At 63.3% G+C, this 16,352-nt stretch carries 13 protein-coding genes, 1 other RNA gene and 1 riboswitch; of the genes, 8 read left to right on the forward strand and 6 right to left on the reverse strand.

The features are described 5' to 3' along the window. The first annotated feature begins 177 nt into the window (after positions 1-177). Positions 178-253, forward strand: a non-coding RNA gene (locus tag ASF90_RS22400) — sX9 sRNA. Positions 254-311: 58 nt separating this feature from the next. Here ASF90_RS22400 and ASF90_RS13635 read toward each other — a convergent pair. Both ASF90_RS13635 and ASF90_RS13640 read right to left on the reverse strand, forming a co-directional pair. Beyond that, a complete protein-coding gene (locus ASF90_RS13635; protein ID WP_161963604.1) occupies positions 312-1,682 on the reverse strand; it encodes an alpha-amylase family protein in 1,371 nt (456 codons plus the stop codon). Between the two features lie 581 nt (positions 1,683-2,263). Continuing rightward, entirely contained in the window at positions 2,264-2,902 is a 639-nt protein-coding gene (locus tag ASF90_RS13640) for a hypothetical protein (RefSeq protein WP_236699272.1), read from the reverse strand. 172 nt (positions 2,903-3,074) lie between these two features. On the opposite strand from ASF90_RS13640, the gene ASF90_RS13645 reads away from it, so the two are divergent. From ASF90_RS13645 to ASF90_RS13660, 4 genes are all read left to right on the forward strand, one after another. Beyond that, complete coding sequence (locus ASF90_RS13645; protein WP_055851442.1) at positions 3,075-3,620, forward strand: DUF2058 domain-containing protein; 546 nt, start codon at positions 3,075-3,077, stop codon at positions 3,618-3,620. Positions 3,621-3,907: 287 nt separating this feature from the next. Continuing rightward, entirely contained in the window at positions 3,908-4,798 is an 891-nt protein-coding gene (locus ASF90_RS13650) for a GlcNAc-transferase family protein (RefSeq protein ID WP_055850978.1), read from the forward strand. Further along, the gene (locus ASF90_RS22405; RefSeq protein ID WP_161556416.1) at positions 4,795-5,412 is read left to right on the forward strand and encodes a 2OG-Fe(II) oxygenase; all 618 of its coding nucleotides are present in this window, start codon (positions 4,795-4,797) and stop codon (positions 5,410-5,412) included. The genes ASF90_RS13650 and ASF90_RS22405 overlap by 4 nt, the downstream gene beginning before the upstream one ends. Positions 5,413-5,425: 13 nt before the next feature. Next, positions 5,426-5,722 carry a hypothetical protein gene (locus ASF90_RS13660; RefSeq protein ID WP_055850984.1) on the forward strand — a complete coding sequence of 99 codons (297 nt, stop codon included), beginning with the start codon at positions 5,426-5,428 and terminating at the stop codon, positions 5,720-5,722. A gap of 55 nt (positions 5,723-5,777) precedes the next feature. Here the strand turns inward: ASF90_RS13660 and ASF90_RS23470 are convergent, their stop codons facing one another. Further along, a complete protein-coding gene (locus tag ASF90_RS23470; RefSeq protein ID WP_153066534.1) occupies positions 5,778-6,287 on the reverse strand; it encodes a hypothetical protein in 510 nt (169 codons plus the stop codon). A 114-nt stretch (positions 6,288-6,401) separates the two neighbouring features. Here ASF90_RS23470 and ASF90_RS13665 point away from each other — a divergent pair, with 114 nt between their 5' ends. Beyond that, positions 6,402-6,959 carry a DUF3228 family protein gene (locus tag ASF90_RS13665; protein ID WP_055850988.1) on the forward strand — a complete coding sequence of 186 codons (558 nt, stop codon included), beginning with the start codon at positions 6,402-6,404 and terminating at the stop codon, positions 6,957-6,959. A gap of 188 nt (positions 6,960-7,147) precedes the next feature. Here ASF90_RS13665 and ASF90_RS13670 read toward each other — a convergent pair whose 3' ends face one another. The 3 genes from ASF90_RS13670 to ahcY all read right to left on the reverse strand — a co-directional run bounded on the left by ASF90_RS13670 (position 7,148) and on the right by ahcY (position 10,156). Continuing rightward, positions 7,148-7,741 carry a porin family protein gene (locus ASF90_RS13670; protein WP_055850991.1) on the reverse strand — a complete coding sequence of 198 codons (594 nt, stop codon included), beginning with the start codon at positions 7,739-7,741 and terminating at the stop codon, positions 7,148-7,150. Between the two features lie 375 nt (positions 7,742-8,116). Next, positions 8,117-8,437, reverse strand: coding sequence for a hypothetical protein (locus ASF90_RS23475; protein WP_153066535.1), 321 nt, complete (start codon positions 8,435-8,437; stop codon positions 8,117-8,119). A gap of 276 nt (positions 8,438-8,713) precedes the next feature. Then, the gene (gene ahcY, locus ASF90_RS13675) at positions 8,714-10,156 is read right to left on the reverse strand and encodes an adenosylhomocysteinase (RefSeq protein WP_055850993.1); all 1,443 of its coding nucleotides are present in this window, start codon (positions 10,154-10,156) and stop codon (positions 8,714-8,716) included. 31 nt (positions 10,157-10,187) lie between these two features. Next, positions 10,188-10,302, reverse strand: a riboswitch (S-adenosyl-L-homocysteine riboswitch). 180 nt (positions 10,303-10,482) lie between these two features. On the opposite strand from ahcY, the gene ASF90_RS13680 reads away from it, so the two are divergent. Both ASF90_RS13680 and ppc read left to right on the forward strand, forming a co-directional pair. Next, a complete protein-coding gene (locus ASF90_RS13680; protein WP_236699273.1) occupies positions 10,483-13,041 on the forward strand; it encodes a prolyl oligopeptidase family serine peptidase in 2,559 nt (852 codons plus the stop codon). 578 nt (positions 13,042-13,619) lie between these two features. Further along, positions 13,620-16,334 (forward strand): phosphoenolpyruvate carboxylase, encoded by a 2,715-nt coding sequence (gene ppc / locus ASF90_RS13685; protein ID WP_055850996.1) that lies wholly within the window; start codon positions 13,620-13,622, stop codon positions 16,332-16,334. The last annotated feature ends 18 nt before the right edge of the window (positions 16,335-16,352 follow it).

Raw genomic sequence — 16,352 nt, forward strand, 5'->3', positions numbered from 1 at the left:
GCGAAATGCGGCACAGGCGTTGGCTGATGCGGTCAACAGGTTGACGATCACGCAGTTGTCTTCTCGGTAGCCTGCTTGCGAGATCTGGTTACTGCCAGGTGTGCAGGTGCGATTTCGAGCAGCCAACAAAACGACTGTGCTCACCGCCAGGCGGGCGCGGACGTTGCTCGGTGCGGCATGTACCACGCGTACATGCCGGTTCGTCCGCGCCATCCACACCCACCTGACGACTGCTCGCTACGTTCTGTTGGCCGCTCTTACATCACCTGCACATGCAGGCAACGCCGGTGGGCACATGGCTGCGGTCGGGATCAGCGCCGCCACATCCGTGTGCCACGCGCCGGCAGGGTAAATGTGTAGGAGCCGCTGGTAATACGCACCACGTTGCCCGAGCCCAGCGCGTCCACGTAGTCTGCATTCCAGTACAACACGCTGTTATTCATGCCGACGGTGGTGGTGACCGGGTTGCCGCATTTGTTGATGCCGACGATGCCCATGCTGCCGCGACGGAACAGGATGTGGCAGGAACTGGACGACAACACCTGCATGTCTGTGCCCTGCACGCCATTGTGGAAGCCGATCATGCGGCGCAGGTCGTCGCGCTGGTAGGCGTTGGCCCAACGGTTGTCGCCGCTCTCGTTGTTGTCGGTGTAGACCATCGGCATGCCGCCGTTTCGGCCAATCAGATACGCATAGGCCAGGGTTTCGTCGACCGGGTCGAGAATGGCGTAACGGAAGCCGGCGTTGTTGGGGATGTCGTGAGTGATGGCGAAAGTCACTGCGCGATTGCCCGGCAATGCCTGCCCGCCGCTCGCCGGGTCCACCAGCTGCTGCATGCTGGCACCGACCGCAAACGCATTGCGCACTGCGTTGAACAACGGAAAGTCGTAGGCCGCATGCGGCGTGGATTGCAGATATGGCGCCAGAAACTGATCGTAATCGCCATTGCCGGTGCCGCCGCCGGTGATCACTTCGCCGAACACATAGACACCGGAGCGGATGCCGGCATCGAATACGCGATTGAGATGATCGAAGGTCATGTGCTTGGCCGCATCCACGCGGAAGCCGGTCACGCCCAGGCCCTTGAGTGCCTGCAGATAGGCGCGCTGCTGTTGCACCACCCAGTCGTTACCGACCAGATCCGGCAAGCCCGGGTCGCTGCCGCCACCGCAGATGCGGTAATTGCGCACCTGGAAGGCGTCGTTGTAATTGGTTATGCACTGCGCCGGGCCAAAGTCGCTGGCGCTCAGAAAGTTCGACTGCAAGGTGCCGAACAGGCGCAGCGAGTCGTAACGTCCCGGGTTGGCTGCGTATTGCGACAACACCGCGCTGCCGGGGTAATTGAGGTCCGAACGCGTCGCCGCTTCGTTGGCCATGTGGTTGAGCACCACGTCGGCATAGGTTTCAACGCCATTGTTGGCCAGCGCCTGCACCATGCGTGAGAACGCAGCGGTGTCGCCCAGCGGGCCGTCGATCACGCGCAGATCCTGCGGTTGATAACGCGCCCACCATGCACTGCCTTGCGAACGATAGGCGGGAGCCACCAGCACCTTGCGATAGCCGGCATCGGCGATCTCTTTGGCGCGTGCTTCCACAGTGGCGTAGGGCCAGTTGAAGGCATGCAGGATGACATCGGCCTGCACATTGGCGGTGGTCAGCAGCAAGACCAGCGCTGTCAGCAGCAGGCGGCCGCAACGCTGCATAAGCGAGGGTGGAGCATGAGCTAGCGTGTTGCGCATCGGATGGTTCTCCAGTCGGTAAGAGCGAGCTCGCGCGCAGTCTGCGATGCCCACATCAAGGCCTCCGGCCCCTGTTCCGGAAAGCGCGCGCACGGCGTGCAGCGCGCGGTGATGCTAAGCGCGCATCGCGCCGCAACATCGGTGCTGTGCATACGTATTCAATGCCGCCAACCGCGAAACTGCGTGTGGAGTTCGGTGGCAACAGGGCGGTCGGTCGCACAAATGCGCGCGATCCCGTCCTGCTGGAACACTGGGCATCGGGCCAGTGTGTTTTCAGCGGCTAACGCGTTTGGTCTGGTGTGCGCCGCTATCGACGACGGCCACTGCAGGCGTGACGCGTAGCAGGCAATGCGCTGTCTATGCGTGTGCTGCTGGACGACGTGAGTGCGCTCGACGTTGCAACACGGTGGGCGCTGCCTCGAGTGAGCGATACGGAAAAACGGGCGGCAAGACATCGCGGGCAGCATGCGTTGCCGTGCAGTGCAGCCGGTGCAGCGTAGGCCGCACCGGCTGGCTAGGCGTGCTTAACGATAGACGTGGCGGAGCTCATCGCGCGTATGCAATTCCTGCAGCTTGGCCAGCGGTAGCTCGATGTGTTCGTCGGTGTAATAGGTTGGTTGCTTCGCAGTGCTGCCGCCCGCATCGCGCTCGGCACCTTTCCACTTGTTGAAGCCCTTTTGCGGCAGTGCCAAGGTGATGGTTTCGCCACTGACGCTTTGCACCCGCACCACACCGTAGGCGTGTCCATCGTAGGCGCCAGGCGCCACCGTCTGCAGGTCCACGGTGTACAAGTCGCCTGCCGCAGGCTGCGCCAGCAGTGCGTTGTCCTGCTTCGATGTCTGCGAGGCGCTGTAGGCGCCAAACACCACCAGGATCGCAATCAGCCCGAGCAGGACCAGCCCGCCAAACCGGCGATAGGCAGGAATCGGTGGCTTGCCCTGAGCCGCTTCGAAGGTTTTGGTGTCCAGCGCAGTGCTGTGGTTGCAGCCGTCGCACACACGCAGGTACTGCTTCTTGGTGACCCAGCTGAAGATGTACCAGAGGTGCGCGTAGCGGTAATGCAGGACATTGCGAAAACTGCGCTGTTGCGCGCATTGGTCGCAATGCGCGCCGTCGGCGGCTCCGAGTGCGATGGCGTCGCCGCCCGATCCCCAGATGATCATCATTCGTCCTTGAACTATATGGAAGTGGCGCATGATAAACGCTGCTCGGCTGGTTGCGCACCTGCCCGGCTGCCTAGCGGCTCCGGGTGGCACACGCTGGCCCGGACCGGCGACGCAGGTGCCTGGCGCCGGCCGCGTTAAACTAGCGGCCAGTCCACTGCCGATGTCGCCCATGCGTAATCCACTGCAAGAACAGCTGCTCAAGGCTGGCCTGGTCAAAAAAGCCCAGGTGGACAAGGTTGCGCGCGAGCAGGTCAAGCAACGGCACGCCAAGGGCGGGGCGGTCACGCCTGCCGATGCCGACAAGGTGGATGCGGCGCGGCTGCAGGCCGAGCGTGCCGAGCGCGATCGTGCGCTGGCAGAAGAACGCAATGCGCAGCTGCGCAAGCAGGAAGTGCTGGCGCAGGTGCGCCAGATCGTGGAGACCAGCAAGGTCAAGCGCGAAGGTGAGATCGACTATCGCTTCAACGATGGCAGCGTCATCCGCAGCGTGCTGGTCAATCCGGCGTTGCGCAGCCAATTGGCCAGTGGCGCATTGGTGATCGTGCGACATGGCGATGGTGTCGAGCTGATTCCGCGCGTGGCTGCCGACAAGGTTTACAGCCGCGATCCAGGCACTGTGGTGCTGGATCACGCGCGCAACCCCGCGCCGCCATCGAGCGATAGCGACGATGATTACTACAGCCAGTTCAAGGTGCCTGACGATCTGATCTGGTAAGTGGTCGACGCCGGGTTCCAGCGCTCCTGTTTGTTTGCACCAGTGGATGGAGATACCGCCGCGAAAAGTGGCATGGTGATCGGCTGTGGTTCTCTCCAAAGAGACAAGATGCAATGCGTTTTGCTTGATGTCTCATCCGTCGCGAAGCCAAGCACGGAGCCCGAAGGGCTTGCTTAGTGCTGTAATTCGTGGTTGGATTTGACGATCATCGCGATCAGGCCCGCTGTTGTGCGATGCGTAACGCGATGTCTCTGTTGATTGCCTGCTGATCGATCAGGAAACTAGCCATGTTGGACGGCGCGCGTATCTTGGTTCAAATTCCCGCGTATCGGGATCCGCAACTCGTGCATACCCTGGATAGCGTATTCGAGCAGGCCGCCAATCCTGATCGGCTGCGCGTATCGGTCTGTTGGCAGTGCGCACCGCGTGATCGACTGCCGCATCGCTATGCCGACATGCCTGGATTGCGAATCGATCGGGTCGATTATCGAGACAGCCGTGGTGCCAATTGGGCGCGGCGGCGCGCACAACGCCAATGGCGCGATGAACCTTACTCCTTAATCATCGATTCGCATCTGCGCTTCGCACGCCATTGGGATCGCAAGCTCATCGCGATGTTGGAAGGGTTGAAATCGATGGGTGTGAAGCGGCCCGCATTGACCTGTTACCCGCCGGATTTCGATCCGCAGACCTATCCGGTGGGCAGATCGCAGGTGCCGATGAAAATCTATAAAGAAGCGTATATCGATGGTGTGCTCGCGCACTTTGCCGGATTCGAGTTGCCGTTGTGGCGGTGGCTTAAAGCACCAATCCCTGCACAGTTCATGGCGTTGGGATTTCTGTTTACCGAAGGCCGCTTCAATCGAGACGTCCCGTTCGATCCCAATGTCTATTTTTTCGGTGACGAGATCACTACCGGGCTGCGTGCCTATTGCCACGGTTATGACTTGTTCCATCCACATCGCGTGCTTGCCTGGCATGCTTACGATCGCAGCACACGTCGTTGCCACTGGGAAGATCACGCCACATGGCGTGCACGCGATCTTCGATCGTTCGTGCGTGTTCGACGGATTCTGTCCGGGCATGCCTATCGCGATTATCCGCTTGGCATGCGCCGCTCGATCGCCGGATACGAGCGCTGGATCGGCATGCCGCTGCTATTGACACAGTCGCGGTGAGCCGATCCTCGCGCAGTGCCGAATCGGCAGACATGCTCGCGCATGGCGCAGATGACAGGATCATCGTGGTTAATGACTTTCTGTCGCCGTTGCAGTGCCAACACTTGCTTGGCGAGCAGGATTCTGGCGAATGGATCGCCAGCACCGTTGCGCGGGGTAATGGTTCGACGGTGACCGGCGGCGGACGCAAGAGCGATTCATTGGTGCTGCCTGGCAATGCAAGGATTGCCCACCCACTGTTGCGCGATATCGAAGGCAGGCTTCAAGCGATGTTTGGGGTTCGGCCTGCTCATCTTGAACCCTGGCAGATGACCCGCTATCGACGTGGAGATGCTTATGACTACCACCTCGATTGCGGCGTGCAGCATCCCAGCGGCGAGCGCAAGCGCACACTGCTTATCGTTCTGGAGCAACCTGCCCGTGGTGGCGCAACCCATTTTCGAGCCTTGAACCGCAGCATCAAGCCGCTCGTCGGACGCTTCGTGCTGTGGCGGAACCTGTTGCCCAACGGCCGTTGTAACCATGCCATGATCCACGCGGGTCGCCCTGTCTGGCAGGGGTGCAAGACGATCCTTACCACCTGGGAACACCTGCGGCCTTATCACGCCTCGTAACAGGGAGATCGCCATGGCAACCAGCAAGGACGACAAGATCGTCAAAGACATCATCAAGCGTTACGGCGGCACGCTCGATTTGAAGAGCAGCCCGTATTTGATCGTCGAGATCATCCGGCAATTTGGCCCTCAGCTCGCTGGCGGTGTCGCCGCCTCGTGTCAGCCGCCAGGTGGTACCAAGCCGGGCGACCCTTCGGACCTGATCAAAGAATTGAAGGTGAAGATGCAGGAAGTCGCACGCCTATCTGTCGCTTTGGAGAAATCAATCAAATTGACATCTGCGGTAAAAGCGAGAGCGAGCAAAAATTAACGGATGCACGATGGTTTATCGAGCGTCCGTTGTCTATTTTGTTCTACCTGTCCGGTCATGTTGCTGCTGATAACCTTGGCAGCGACTGATGGCCGCCGCGATAGTCGTGCACGGTGTGCCAAACGCCGTCGGCATCCTGTTCGATCAACGCAATACTGCGCAAGGTCGCGCTGATATCGGCCAAGTCCTGCGCAAGTTCCACCAGGTCATAGGCAGCGCCGGCGGCATGGCGTGGATGTAGCAGCGTGATGTGCGCGCCATGCGGTTTTGCCTGCGGCCAAAGAACGGAGCGCCTGAGACGGTCGTGCGCTCTGCGCACTGGATCGGGTGCAACATAAGGCGCCGTCTGCGGGCGCCTGCGGCGCACCGGACCGCAGGCCGAGCGAAACGTAGCAAGTTCACGCCGGCATGCGTCGATCGTCTGCCATGCCGCCAATTCGTCGTCCGGACAGGGCGCGACATGTGTCGCGATACGCGAATGCTGCCGCGGCTCGAGCCGCAGTCTGACCTCCTCGATTGGACTGCCGCAGTCCTGGAGTAGAAGAAGCGTGAGTTGTCGCCGCATCTGCCAGAACGTTGATGATGAGGGGCGTGCCCGGGCTTCACGTGTGGAGCCGGGCCGCGCTCGCGCAACGTCGGACACGTTACTCTGTCTACGTCCTTGTCTGCCAAACGTTGAATGTCCATCGTCCTGACCCAATTCGCCCGTACCCGCCTGTTCCCACGCGAGCGTCGTCGCAACGCCATCCAGGACTGCACGCCTGAGCAGTTCATCCAGCGGCTCAACGATGAGACCCCGTTGCGCGTGATCGAAGGCTATGCCCCGTTCTGCCAGCTGCAGGTGCACCGCAACTGGACCTCTACCCGCTGCCTCACTGTGCCGATCACCGATGACAATCGCCACTTGTTGCGTTCCGGCTACGAGGCGCGCAGCACCCAGGAGCTAGCGGTGCTGGTGCGCTGGTTTGAGGGTGTCGAGCCGCCAGTGGCAGCGTATCTACTGCCTATCCTGTACAGCCGCGACCAGCTGGCGAAGGAAGGCTCGCCGATCGACGCTGACTGGGGGGTTGTCGGTTGCCTCTACACCGCCGAGCCAGAAGAAATCCCGATGGCGCCGATCACGATGTTGCGCAACGCATTGGGCGTAGAGGAGGGAGGCTCGGGGGTGTCGCTGGATCGCGAAGCGTATCGACGCAGCGTGGCGTTCTGGGAGCGCAATGCGAATTGGAGGCCATAGCGAGCACCTACCTTGAGTTGCACCGCGCGGTTTTCCGCGCGGCATGAAAGGTGGGCTGACCGGGAGTTCAGGCGTGTATCTGCTGGGCGGCACCGCATTTCCGCCTGCGCAGGGCGTATTTAAGGGCGGCGCCGAGCTGTGTGTGTTTGTGTCAGGACGATAGTCGCTGTTTGTCGTTCCGCGCTTTTCTAGAATCGGTACTCTGCATTCACCGAAGCCATGTCGGTGCTCAAGTCCACGTCGAATTTCTTGGCGTTGTAATGGTCGTAGTTAACGCCAACGCTGAAATGCTCGCCCAGGTTGTAGCCAACGCCGGCACCTGCATACCACGATAGCTTGTCCAGGTCGGAGCGGTCTGACACGGTGTCATTGCTCAAACCTTGACCCTTCCAGCCATACAGCCCGCCGCGCATGCTGGCATACCACGTGTCGCCCAGTGCGAAGCGCTGATTCACACCGACCGTCCACCCTCGCAGTTGGCTCTCGTTTTCCACGACCGCGCCACTGTTGAACAGATTTTTGGCCTGGATATTGCCAAGATCGTTGTAGCCAGCTTCCAGGCCAATGGAAAGCCAAGGAAACAGCACGTTCCAGCGATAGCCGGCGGAAACGTTGTAACCGGTATCGCTGCCATCGTACGGCCCGCTCTTGAGCGAGGTGCGGCCAACGCCTCCGTTGACGAACCAGCCTGATCCGTCCCTGGGTGCGGTCTGTGCAGAGACGGCGGACACGGCTGTCAACGCCAGGACCGAAAGGACTAACGCGACCATGGTGTTTTTCATGAAAAGTTCTCTTGATTGAGTCATCACGCTGAGGAAGGCACGGATGCACGCTACGCGAGTCACTAACGTGGCAGCGCGAGACTAGTGAGCGGAGTTTGGAAAGTTGTTAGCCATCGGCGCACGTGTGCAACCGCGCACCATCAGGCATGACGCAAGGGCGTTCGGCCGTGCATCTCAACCGATCCATTCAATCGCGCATGACGCGAAACCGTGCTTGTGCAGGCCTATCGAGTGTCTATCAACCTCGCCTGTACACCGCAGTCCTTGAGGTCGCGGCAGAGCAGCTGGCACGCACGCTGCCGCAATAGCATCGCTGACCAATGGATTGGTGCATGACGTTTTGCGGGCGCTGGACACATGTGCGTTGCTCATGTTCTAGCCAATCCCGATTTCCGGTTGGTCCGGCCCACGCCAGATGCTTGTGCATATCGGCCCATGAAGCTGTCCTTCTTCACGTAGATGAGCGAGCACGGCAACCGGCGTCCAGCCACCGAGCGCGTCGGCGAAAGGCAATTGCGACGATTGAAGATATGTCAGTGCTTCGCACAGTGCGCGCTGCGTGTCGTAGGTGATACAGACGTCTTGGCCGGTCTGGATTCCTGCAACGAGAAGTTTATTGCGTAGCGGCCCGGCAGACACACAACAGCGGATGCTGTCTTCGAGCATGGCCTCGACGTATTCGGTGGATGTTTTCAACGACGCAGCTCCATTTCTGCAAGGCGCGATATTGGCTCTGCTGCAGATGGACAGGCTCGGCATGTTCGATGAGCGGCATGCGACAGGCTGTTTTCGTGCCCAGGCATGGCCTACTGCCGGCGTACGCGCGCTGCGCCCAAGGAATTCGTGCGCCGAGTGTGGCGTGCAATGTAGGTCGTGATCGAACGCCCGGTTAGGTCATCGCAAACGAAAACGGGCGCCTCGCGGCGCCCGTCTGTTTCAAATCGTTGCAAGGGCGATCACTCGCCCCATCACTCAGTAGCGGTAATGATCCGGCTTGTACGGGCCGGCCACGTCCACGCCGAGATAATCGGCCTGGTCCTTGGTCAGGGTGGTCAGCTTGACGCCGATCTTTTCCAGGTGCAGGCGGGCCACTTCCTCGTCCAGGTGCTTGGGCAGGATGTAGACCTTCTTCTCGTAGGTGTCGCGCTTTTCCCACAGGTCGATCTGCGCCAGGGTTTGGTTGGCGAACGAGTTGGACATCACGAAGCTCGGGTGGCCGGTGGCGCAGCCCAGGTTCACCAGGCGGCCGTCGGCCAGCAGGAAGATCGCGTTGCCGTTGCCGAACACGTACTTGTCGACCTGCGGCTTGATGTTGATCTTCTCCACGCCCTTGAGTGCATTCAGCGCATCGACCTGGATCTCGTTGTCGAAGTGGCCGATGTTGCACACGATGGCCTGGTCCTTCATCGCCTGCAGGTGCTCGACGGTGATGATGTCCTTGTTGCCGGTGGTGGTGACATAGATGTCGCCGCGGCCCAGGGTGGATTCGATGGTGTTGACCTCGTAGCCTTCCATCGACGCCTGCAGGGCGCAGATCGGGTCGATCTCGGTCACGATGACGCGGGCGCCATAGTTACGCAGCGAGGCGGCGCTGCCCTTGCCCACGTCACCGTAGCCGCAGACCACCGCGACCTTGCCGGCCAGCATCACGTCCATCGCGCGCTTCAGGCCATCGGCCAGCGACTCGCGGCAGCCGTAGAGGTTGTCGAACTTGCTCTTGGTGACCGAGTCGTTGACGTTGATGGCCGGGATCAGCAGCTTGCCGGCCTCGGCGATCTGGTACAGGCGGTGCACGCCGGTGGTGGTCTCTTCGGAGACGCCCTTCCAGTCCTTGACCACGCGGGCCCAGTAACCCGGGCGCTCGACCGCCACGCGCTTGAGCAGCGCCTTGATCACGCCTTCTTCGTGCGAAGACGCCGGCTCGTCGACCCAGGTGCTGCCGTTTTCGAGCTCATAGCCCTTGTGGATCAGCAGGGTCACGTCGCCGCCGTCGTCCACCACCAGCTCCGGGCCGGTCTGGGTGCCGTCGGGCAGGGTGAAGGTCAGCGCGTCGAGGGTGCAGTCCCAATACTCTTCCAGCGTCTCGCCCTTCCAGGCGAACACCGGCGTGCCGCTCACCGCGATGGCGGCGGCAGCGTGATCCTGGGTGGAGAAGATGTTGCACGAGGCCCAGCGCACGTTGGCGCCGATGTCCTTGAGCGTTTCGATCAGCACGGCGGTCTGGATGGTCATGTGCAGCGAGCCGGTGATGCGCACGTCCTTCAGCGGCTTGCTGGTGGCGTGCTTGCGGCGGATCGACATCAGGCCCGGCATCTCGTGCTCGGCGATGTCCAGCTCCTTGCGGCCCCAATCGGCCAGGGAGAGGTCGGCGACCTTGAAGTCGTCGTTTGCAGCGGTTTTTGCGACAGCGTTCATGCAATTGCTCCGGTAGGCAGACGAATGTCTGCAATTCCGGGCGCCGTTGAACGAGAAATCCCTGTCGAGCCTGGCCGTATGTATCTGCACGGTTGGTGCAGTTGGCAGATCGATCTGCCATAGCGGTCGCAGCGCCCCTCGACGAGGGTCTGATTATATCGGCAGCACCCCCGTCCGGCATGAATTGCCGCACACCCCAACCAACGGCAGGGGGAGCGGCCGACGGACGGCTGCTATGGTCCGGGGTCGATCCAGAGCGGGGAACGGACATGCAGGCCAAACGGAAAGCGCACCACGGGTACCGGCACGGTGATGAAGGGCGCGGCATGCCGGCGCTCGATGCGTCGCCGCTCGCCAGGGCCGGCGGCCATCCGCTCGATGGTGTGGTGACCGGCCGGGCGCTGGCGCGTGCGCTGTTGCTGACGGTCCTGGGTGCGCCGCTGCTGGCCTCGGCTGCCGGCGTGCCGGCATCACCGCCAGCGGCAGCGGCAAGCAGCGGTTATCGGCTGCCCTCCAAGGCCTTGCAAGCGGTAGTGGATGCGCCGCGCGCGCCGCTTCTGCAGTTGTCGCCCAAACGCGACCTGGCCGCGATGCTGCAATTGCCGGCATTGCCGGATATCGCCGAGGTGGCGCAGCCCGAGCTCAAGCTGGCCGGCGTGCGCATCCACCCTAAGACCCATGCGGCCAGCCGCTTCTCCTTCGCCAGCAAGCTGTGGCTGCTGGCGGTGGCGGACGGGAGCGAGCGCCAGATTGCCGGCCTGCCGTCGCCGTTGTCGCTGGCGGACCAGAGCTGGTCGCCGGATCAGCGCTATCTGGCGTTCCGTCGCGAAGATGCCGCCAGCGGCGCCAACGAGCTGTGGCTGGTGGACGTGGCCGCCGGGCAGGCGCGGCGCTTGGTGGCCGGCTTGAACACCAGCGTCAACGACGAGCTGCGCTGGTTGCCCGATGGCAGCGGGTTGCTGCTGCAACGGCAAGTGGACGGGCAGGGTGCACCGCCCGCGCGCGATGCGACACCGGACGGCCCGGCGATTCAGCAGACCAGCGCCGCGGCCGGAGTGCGCTCGCTGCCGACCTATCAGGACCTGCTGCGCAACGAGGCCGATGCGCGCGTGTTCGAGTACTACGCCACCGGCCAGCCGATCATCGTCACGGTGAGCGGGCAGGTGCGCCCGATTGCCGCGCCCGGCATCTACCTCAACCTCTCGGTATCGCCGGACGGCCGTTACATCCTGAGCGAACGCAGCGAGCGGCCGTTCTCGTACCTGGTGCCGGTCGACAACTTCGCCCGACGTATCGAGGTGCTGGATCTGCAGGGCAAGCTGGTGCGCCAGATCGCCCAGTTGCCCTTGGTGGAAGGCCTGCCGACCGGCAACGACGCGGTGCCCACCGGCGTGCGCGATATCGCCTGGCGTGCCGATGCGCCGGCCACGCTGGTGTGGGCCGAAGCACAGGACGGCGGCGACCCGGCACGCGAGAGCAAGATCCGCGATGCGGTGCGGATGCAGGCCGCGCCATTCACGCGTGCGCCGTTGACGCTGGCGCAGCTGGGAAGCCGATTCGAAGGCATCCAGTGGGGCCGTGGCGATCTGGCGATCCTGAGCGAAAGCTGGTGGAAGACCCGCCGCATCAAACAATGGCGCATCGCCCCCGATCAGCCCAAGCAAGCGCCCGAACTGCTGTGGGACCGCTCCTCGCAGGACCGCTACAACGACCCGGGAACCCCGGCGACAGTGGCCGACGGCAAGGGCCATCCGCTGCTGCAGACCAGCGCCGATGGCAATAGCCTGTTTCTGCTCGGCAAGGGCGCCTCGCCGGAAGGCGACCGCCCGTTTGTGGATCGCTTCGATCTGCAGAGCAAGCGCGCCACGCGGTTGTTCCATTCGCAGGCACCCACCTATTCCGCGCCACTGGCACTGCTGGATGCGCAAGGCACGCAGCTGCTGCTCAGCCGCGAATCGCCTGAAGAACCGGCCAACTACTTCGTGCAGGCACTGGGCGATGCGGCGCCTGCACCGCGTGCGTTGACGCAGTTCGCACATCCATTGCCGCAGTTGCGTGGCGTGCAGAAGGAGCAGATCCGCTACAAGCGTGCCGATGGCGTGGACCTCACCGCCACACTGTTGCTGCCGCCCGGTTACGACCCCAAACGCGACGGCCCGCGGCCGCTGCTGATGTGGGCCTACCCGGGCGAGTTCAAAAGCGCCGACACCGCCAGCCAGGTCACCGACTCGCCGTATCGTTTCAATGCGATCAGCTACTGGGGGCCGCACGCATTTCTGGCGATCGGCTATGTGGTGCTCAACAATCCGACCATGCCGATCGTCGGCGAAGGCGATGCCGAACCCAACGACACCTACGTGCCGCAGCTGATCGCCGATGCGCAGGCGGCGGTGGATGAAGTGGTGCGACGCGGGGTTACCGACCGCGAGCACATCGCCATCGGCGGGCATTCGTATGGCGCCTTCATGACCGCGAATCTGCTCGCGCACACGCGCCTGTTCAAGGCCGGTATCGCACGCAGCGGCGCCTACAACCGCACGCTCACCCCGTTCGGTTTTCAGGCCGAAGAACGCAACTACTGGCAGGCGCAATCGGTGTATCAGGCGATGTCGCCGTTCAACTACGCCGACAAGATCAAGGACCCACTGCTGCTGATCCACGGCCAGGACGACAACAACACCGGCACCTTCCCGATCCAGAGCGAGCGCATGTTCGCCGCGATCAAGGGCCTGGGCGGTACCGCGAAGCTGGTGATGCTGCCCAACGAATCGCATGCGTATCGCGCGCGGCAATCGATCCTGCAGATGCTGGCCGAGAGCGAGCAGTGGTTGAACAGCAATCTCGGCGAGCCGGTGAAGGAGAAGGGCGTTCCGCGCACGCGTTGATCGAGGGTGCGGAGCTGCGCGCGATGAGGTGTTACCGATCAAGCCTCGTCGCGCCCGGGTGCGCTCCTACGAGGGCGTTGCCTATGTGGTCGCACGATGCGCGTGGCGCGCAGTGCGGAGGGGCGCTGCACGCGTGCGTTGGCGTGCGCGATCGGAGAGTGCGTCGATCACGCCTCGTCGCGCCCGGGTGCGCTCCTACGAGGGCGGTGCCTATGTGTTCGCAGGATGCGCGTGGCGCGCATTGCGGAGGGGCGCTGCACGCGTGCGTCGGCGTGCGCGATCGGAGAGTGCGTCGATCAAGCCTCGTCGCGCCCGGGTGCGCTCCTACGAGGGCGGTTGCCTATGTGTTCGCAGGATGCGGGTGGCGTGTAGTGCGGAGGGGCGCTGCACGCGTGCGTTGGCGTGCGTGATCGGAGAGTGCGTCGATCACGCCTCGTCGCGCCCTGGTGCGCTGCTACGCAAGTCGTCGTGCTTGGGTGCGATGGTTCGTGCTGAAACCGTCGCGCTTGTCGCAACCCTCTAATCCTTTTGGGTTAGTCTTCGACGACTTTGCGCTTTGATGAGGGTGTGCGTTTCCGATGAATGAGTACCGCAGCAGTCTTGTGTTCGCTACCCCCGATCTTCCCTTGCGCGACGATGTGCGTCGCCTGGGTGCACTGGTTGGCGATCTGCTCGCCGAGCAGGTGTCTGCGGAATTCCTCGATGAAATCGAACGCGTCCGTACCACCGCCATTGCGCGGCGCGAGAGCGATGCGCCGCCCTCAACGCTGAGCGAGCAGCTGACCGGCCGTGAGCCGCGCGATGCCGAATCGCTGGTGCGGGCCTTCAGCACGTATTTTCAGGTGGTCAACATCGCCGAGCGCGTGCATCGCATCCGCCGCCGCCGCGAGTACCAGCGCAGCGGCATCGATACGCCGCAGCCCGATGGCCTGCACGATGCCCTGCGCCGGCTCAAAGCGCAGGGCGTGACGCTGGAAGAACTCAGCGAATGGCTCCCGCGCATCGACGTGGAGCCGGTCTTCACCGCGCATCCCACCGAAGCGGTACGCCGCGCGCTGCTGGAAAAAGAACAGCTGATGGTCGCCAGCCTGGTAGACAACCTCGACGGCATGCGCACGCCCAACGAGCGCGCCAGCGATGCGGCGCGTTTCCGTATGGCTCTGACCGCTTCGTGGCAGACCGCCGACTCCTCGCCGGTGCGTCCCACCGTGGACGACGAACGCGAGCACGTTGGGTTCTATCTCACCCAGGTGCTCTATCGCGTCATCCCGGTGATGTACGAAACCCTCGAACACGCCATCGAAGAAACCTACGGCAGCGTGCCGACCCTGCCGCGCCTGCTGCGCTTCGGCACCTGGGTGGGCGGCGATATGGACGGCAATCCCAATGTGGATGCCACTACCATCGCCGGCACGCTGGATGCGCAGCGCCGCGCGGTGCTGGACCGCTATCAGAAAGAACTCTGGCAACTGGCCAGCCTGCTCAGCCAGTCGACCACGCTGGTGGCGGTGAGCCCGGCGTTGAACGCGCAACTGGAGCGTTACCGCGCTTTGTTGCCGGACGCTGCCGCGCGCTCGCGCCCGCGCCACGGCGACATGCCGTACCGGCTGCTCAACGACCTGATGCGCGCACGGCTGCAGGCCACGCTGGACGATGCCGATGGCGCCTACAGCGCACCATCGGAGCTGGAGCACGATCTGCAACTGATCCTGTACAGCCTGCAGGCCAACAAGGGTCTGCACGCCGGGTGGTTTGCGGTGCGCCGGCTGTTGTGGCGCGTGCGCAGCTTCGGGTTCCATCTGGCGCGGCTGGATGTGCGTCAGGAATCGAGCGTGCATGCACACGCGGTGGCCGATGCCTTGGGCCAGGACGACTGGGACGCGCAGGACGCCACACAGCGCGCCGCGCTGCTGGGCCCGTACGCGTCCGGCGAACAGGCATTGCCGCAAGTGGACGATGAAGGCAATGCGCGGCTGGATGCGGTGTTCGCCGCACTTGCCGATGCACGCACGCGCCACGGCGCCGATGCGCTGGGCAGTTACATCATCTCGATGGCGCATAACCGCGCCGATGTGCTCACCGTGCTCGCCCTGGCGCGGCGTGGTGGCCTGATCGATGACGCCGGTGCGGTGCCGCTGGATATCGTGCCGCTGTTCGAAACCGTGGACGATCTGCGTGGCGGGACCGGCACCGTGCAGGACCTGCTGGCCGATCCGGTATACCGCCAGCACTTGGCCGCGCGTGGCGATACACAGATGGTGATGCTGGGATATTCGGACAGCGGCAAGGACGGCGGCATCGCGGCCTCGCGCTGGGGCCTGCAGCGCGCGCAGGTCGAGCTGCTGGAAGCAGCCGCCGAGCTCGGCGTGCGGCTCACGTTTTTCCACGGCCGCGGCGGCTCGATCGCCCGTGGCGGCGGCAAGACCAGCCGCGCGCTGGATGCCGCCCCGCGCGGCAGCGTCGATGGTCGTTTGCGCGTCACCGAGCAGGGCGAGGTGATCCATCGCAAGTACGGCATTCGCGCGCTGGCATTGCGCTCGCTGGAGCAGATGACCGGCGCGGTGTTGCTGTCCAGCCTGCGTCCGCGCGCACCCGAGCCGCGCGAAGACAACTGGCGGCCGGTGATGGATCTGGTTGCCGAACGCAGCACTGTGGCCTATCGCGCCTTCGTCGGTGCGCCGGATTTCATGCAGTACTTCCGCCTGGCCACGCCGATCGATGTGATCGAGCGTATGACGCTGGGCTCGCGTCCATCGCGGCGCTTGGGCCAGGACGCGGCGCTGTCGAATCTGCGCGCGATTCCGTGGGTGTTTGCCTGGAGCCAGGCGCGTGCGGTGATTCCGGGGTGGTACGGCGTGGGCAGCGGCTTGCAGGCGGCAGTGGATGCCGGGCATGAAGACAGCTTGCGCGAGATGGCGCAGGACTGGCCGTTCTTCCGCACCTTCCTGGACGACATCGCGATGGTGCTGTCCAAGGGCGACCTCACTATCGCCGAACTGTTCTCGCGCTTGTCGGGCGACCTGCATACGCGGTTTTTCCCGCAGATTCGCGACGAACTGGCGCTGACCAAGCGCTGGGTCAAGGCGCTGCTGCAACAGCAATCGTTGCTGCAGCACGACCCGCGGCTGGCGTTGTCGATCCGCCTGCGCAACCCCTATATCGACCCGATCAGCGTGTTGCAGGTCGACCTGCTGCAACGCTGGCGTGCCACCGATGGCGAAGACGACGACTTGCTGCGCGCGCTGGTCGCCTGCGTCAACGGCGTCTCGCAAGGCGTGCAGAACACCGGCTGATCCGACCGTTGGTCGGAG

It is taken from the genome of Xanthomonas sp. Leaf148, from assembly GCF_001423585.1.
Lineage (GTDB): Bacteria > Pseudomonadota > Gammaproteobacteria > Xanthomonadales > Xanthomonadaceae > Xanthomonas.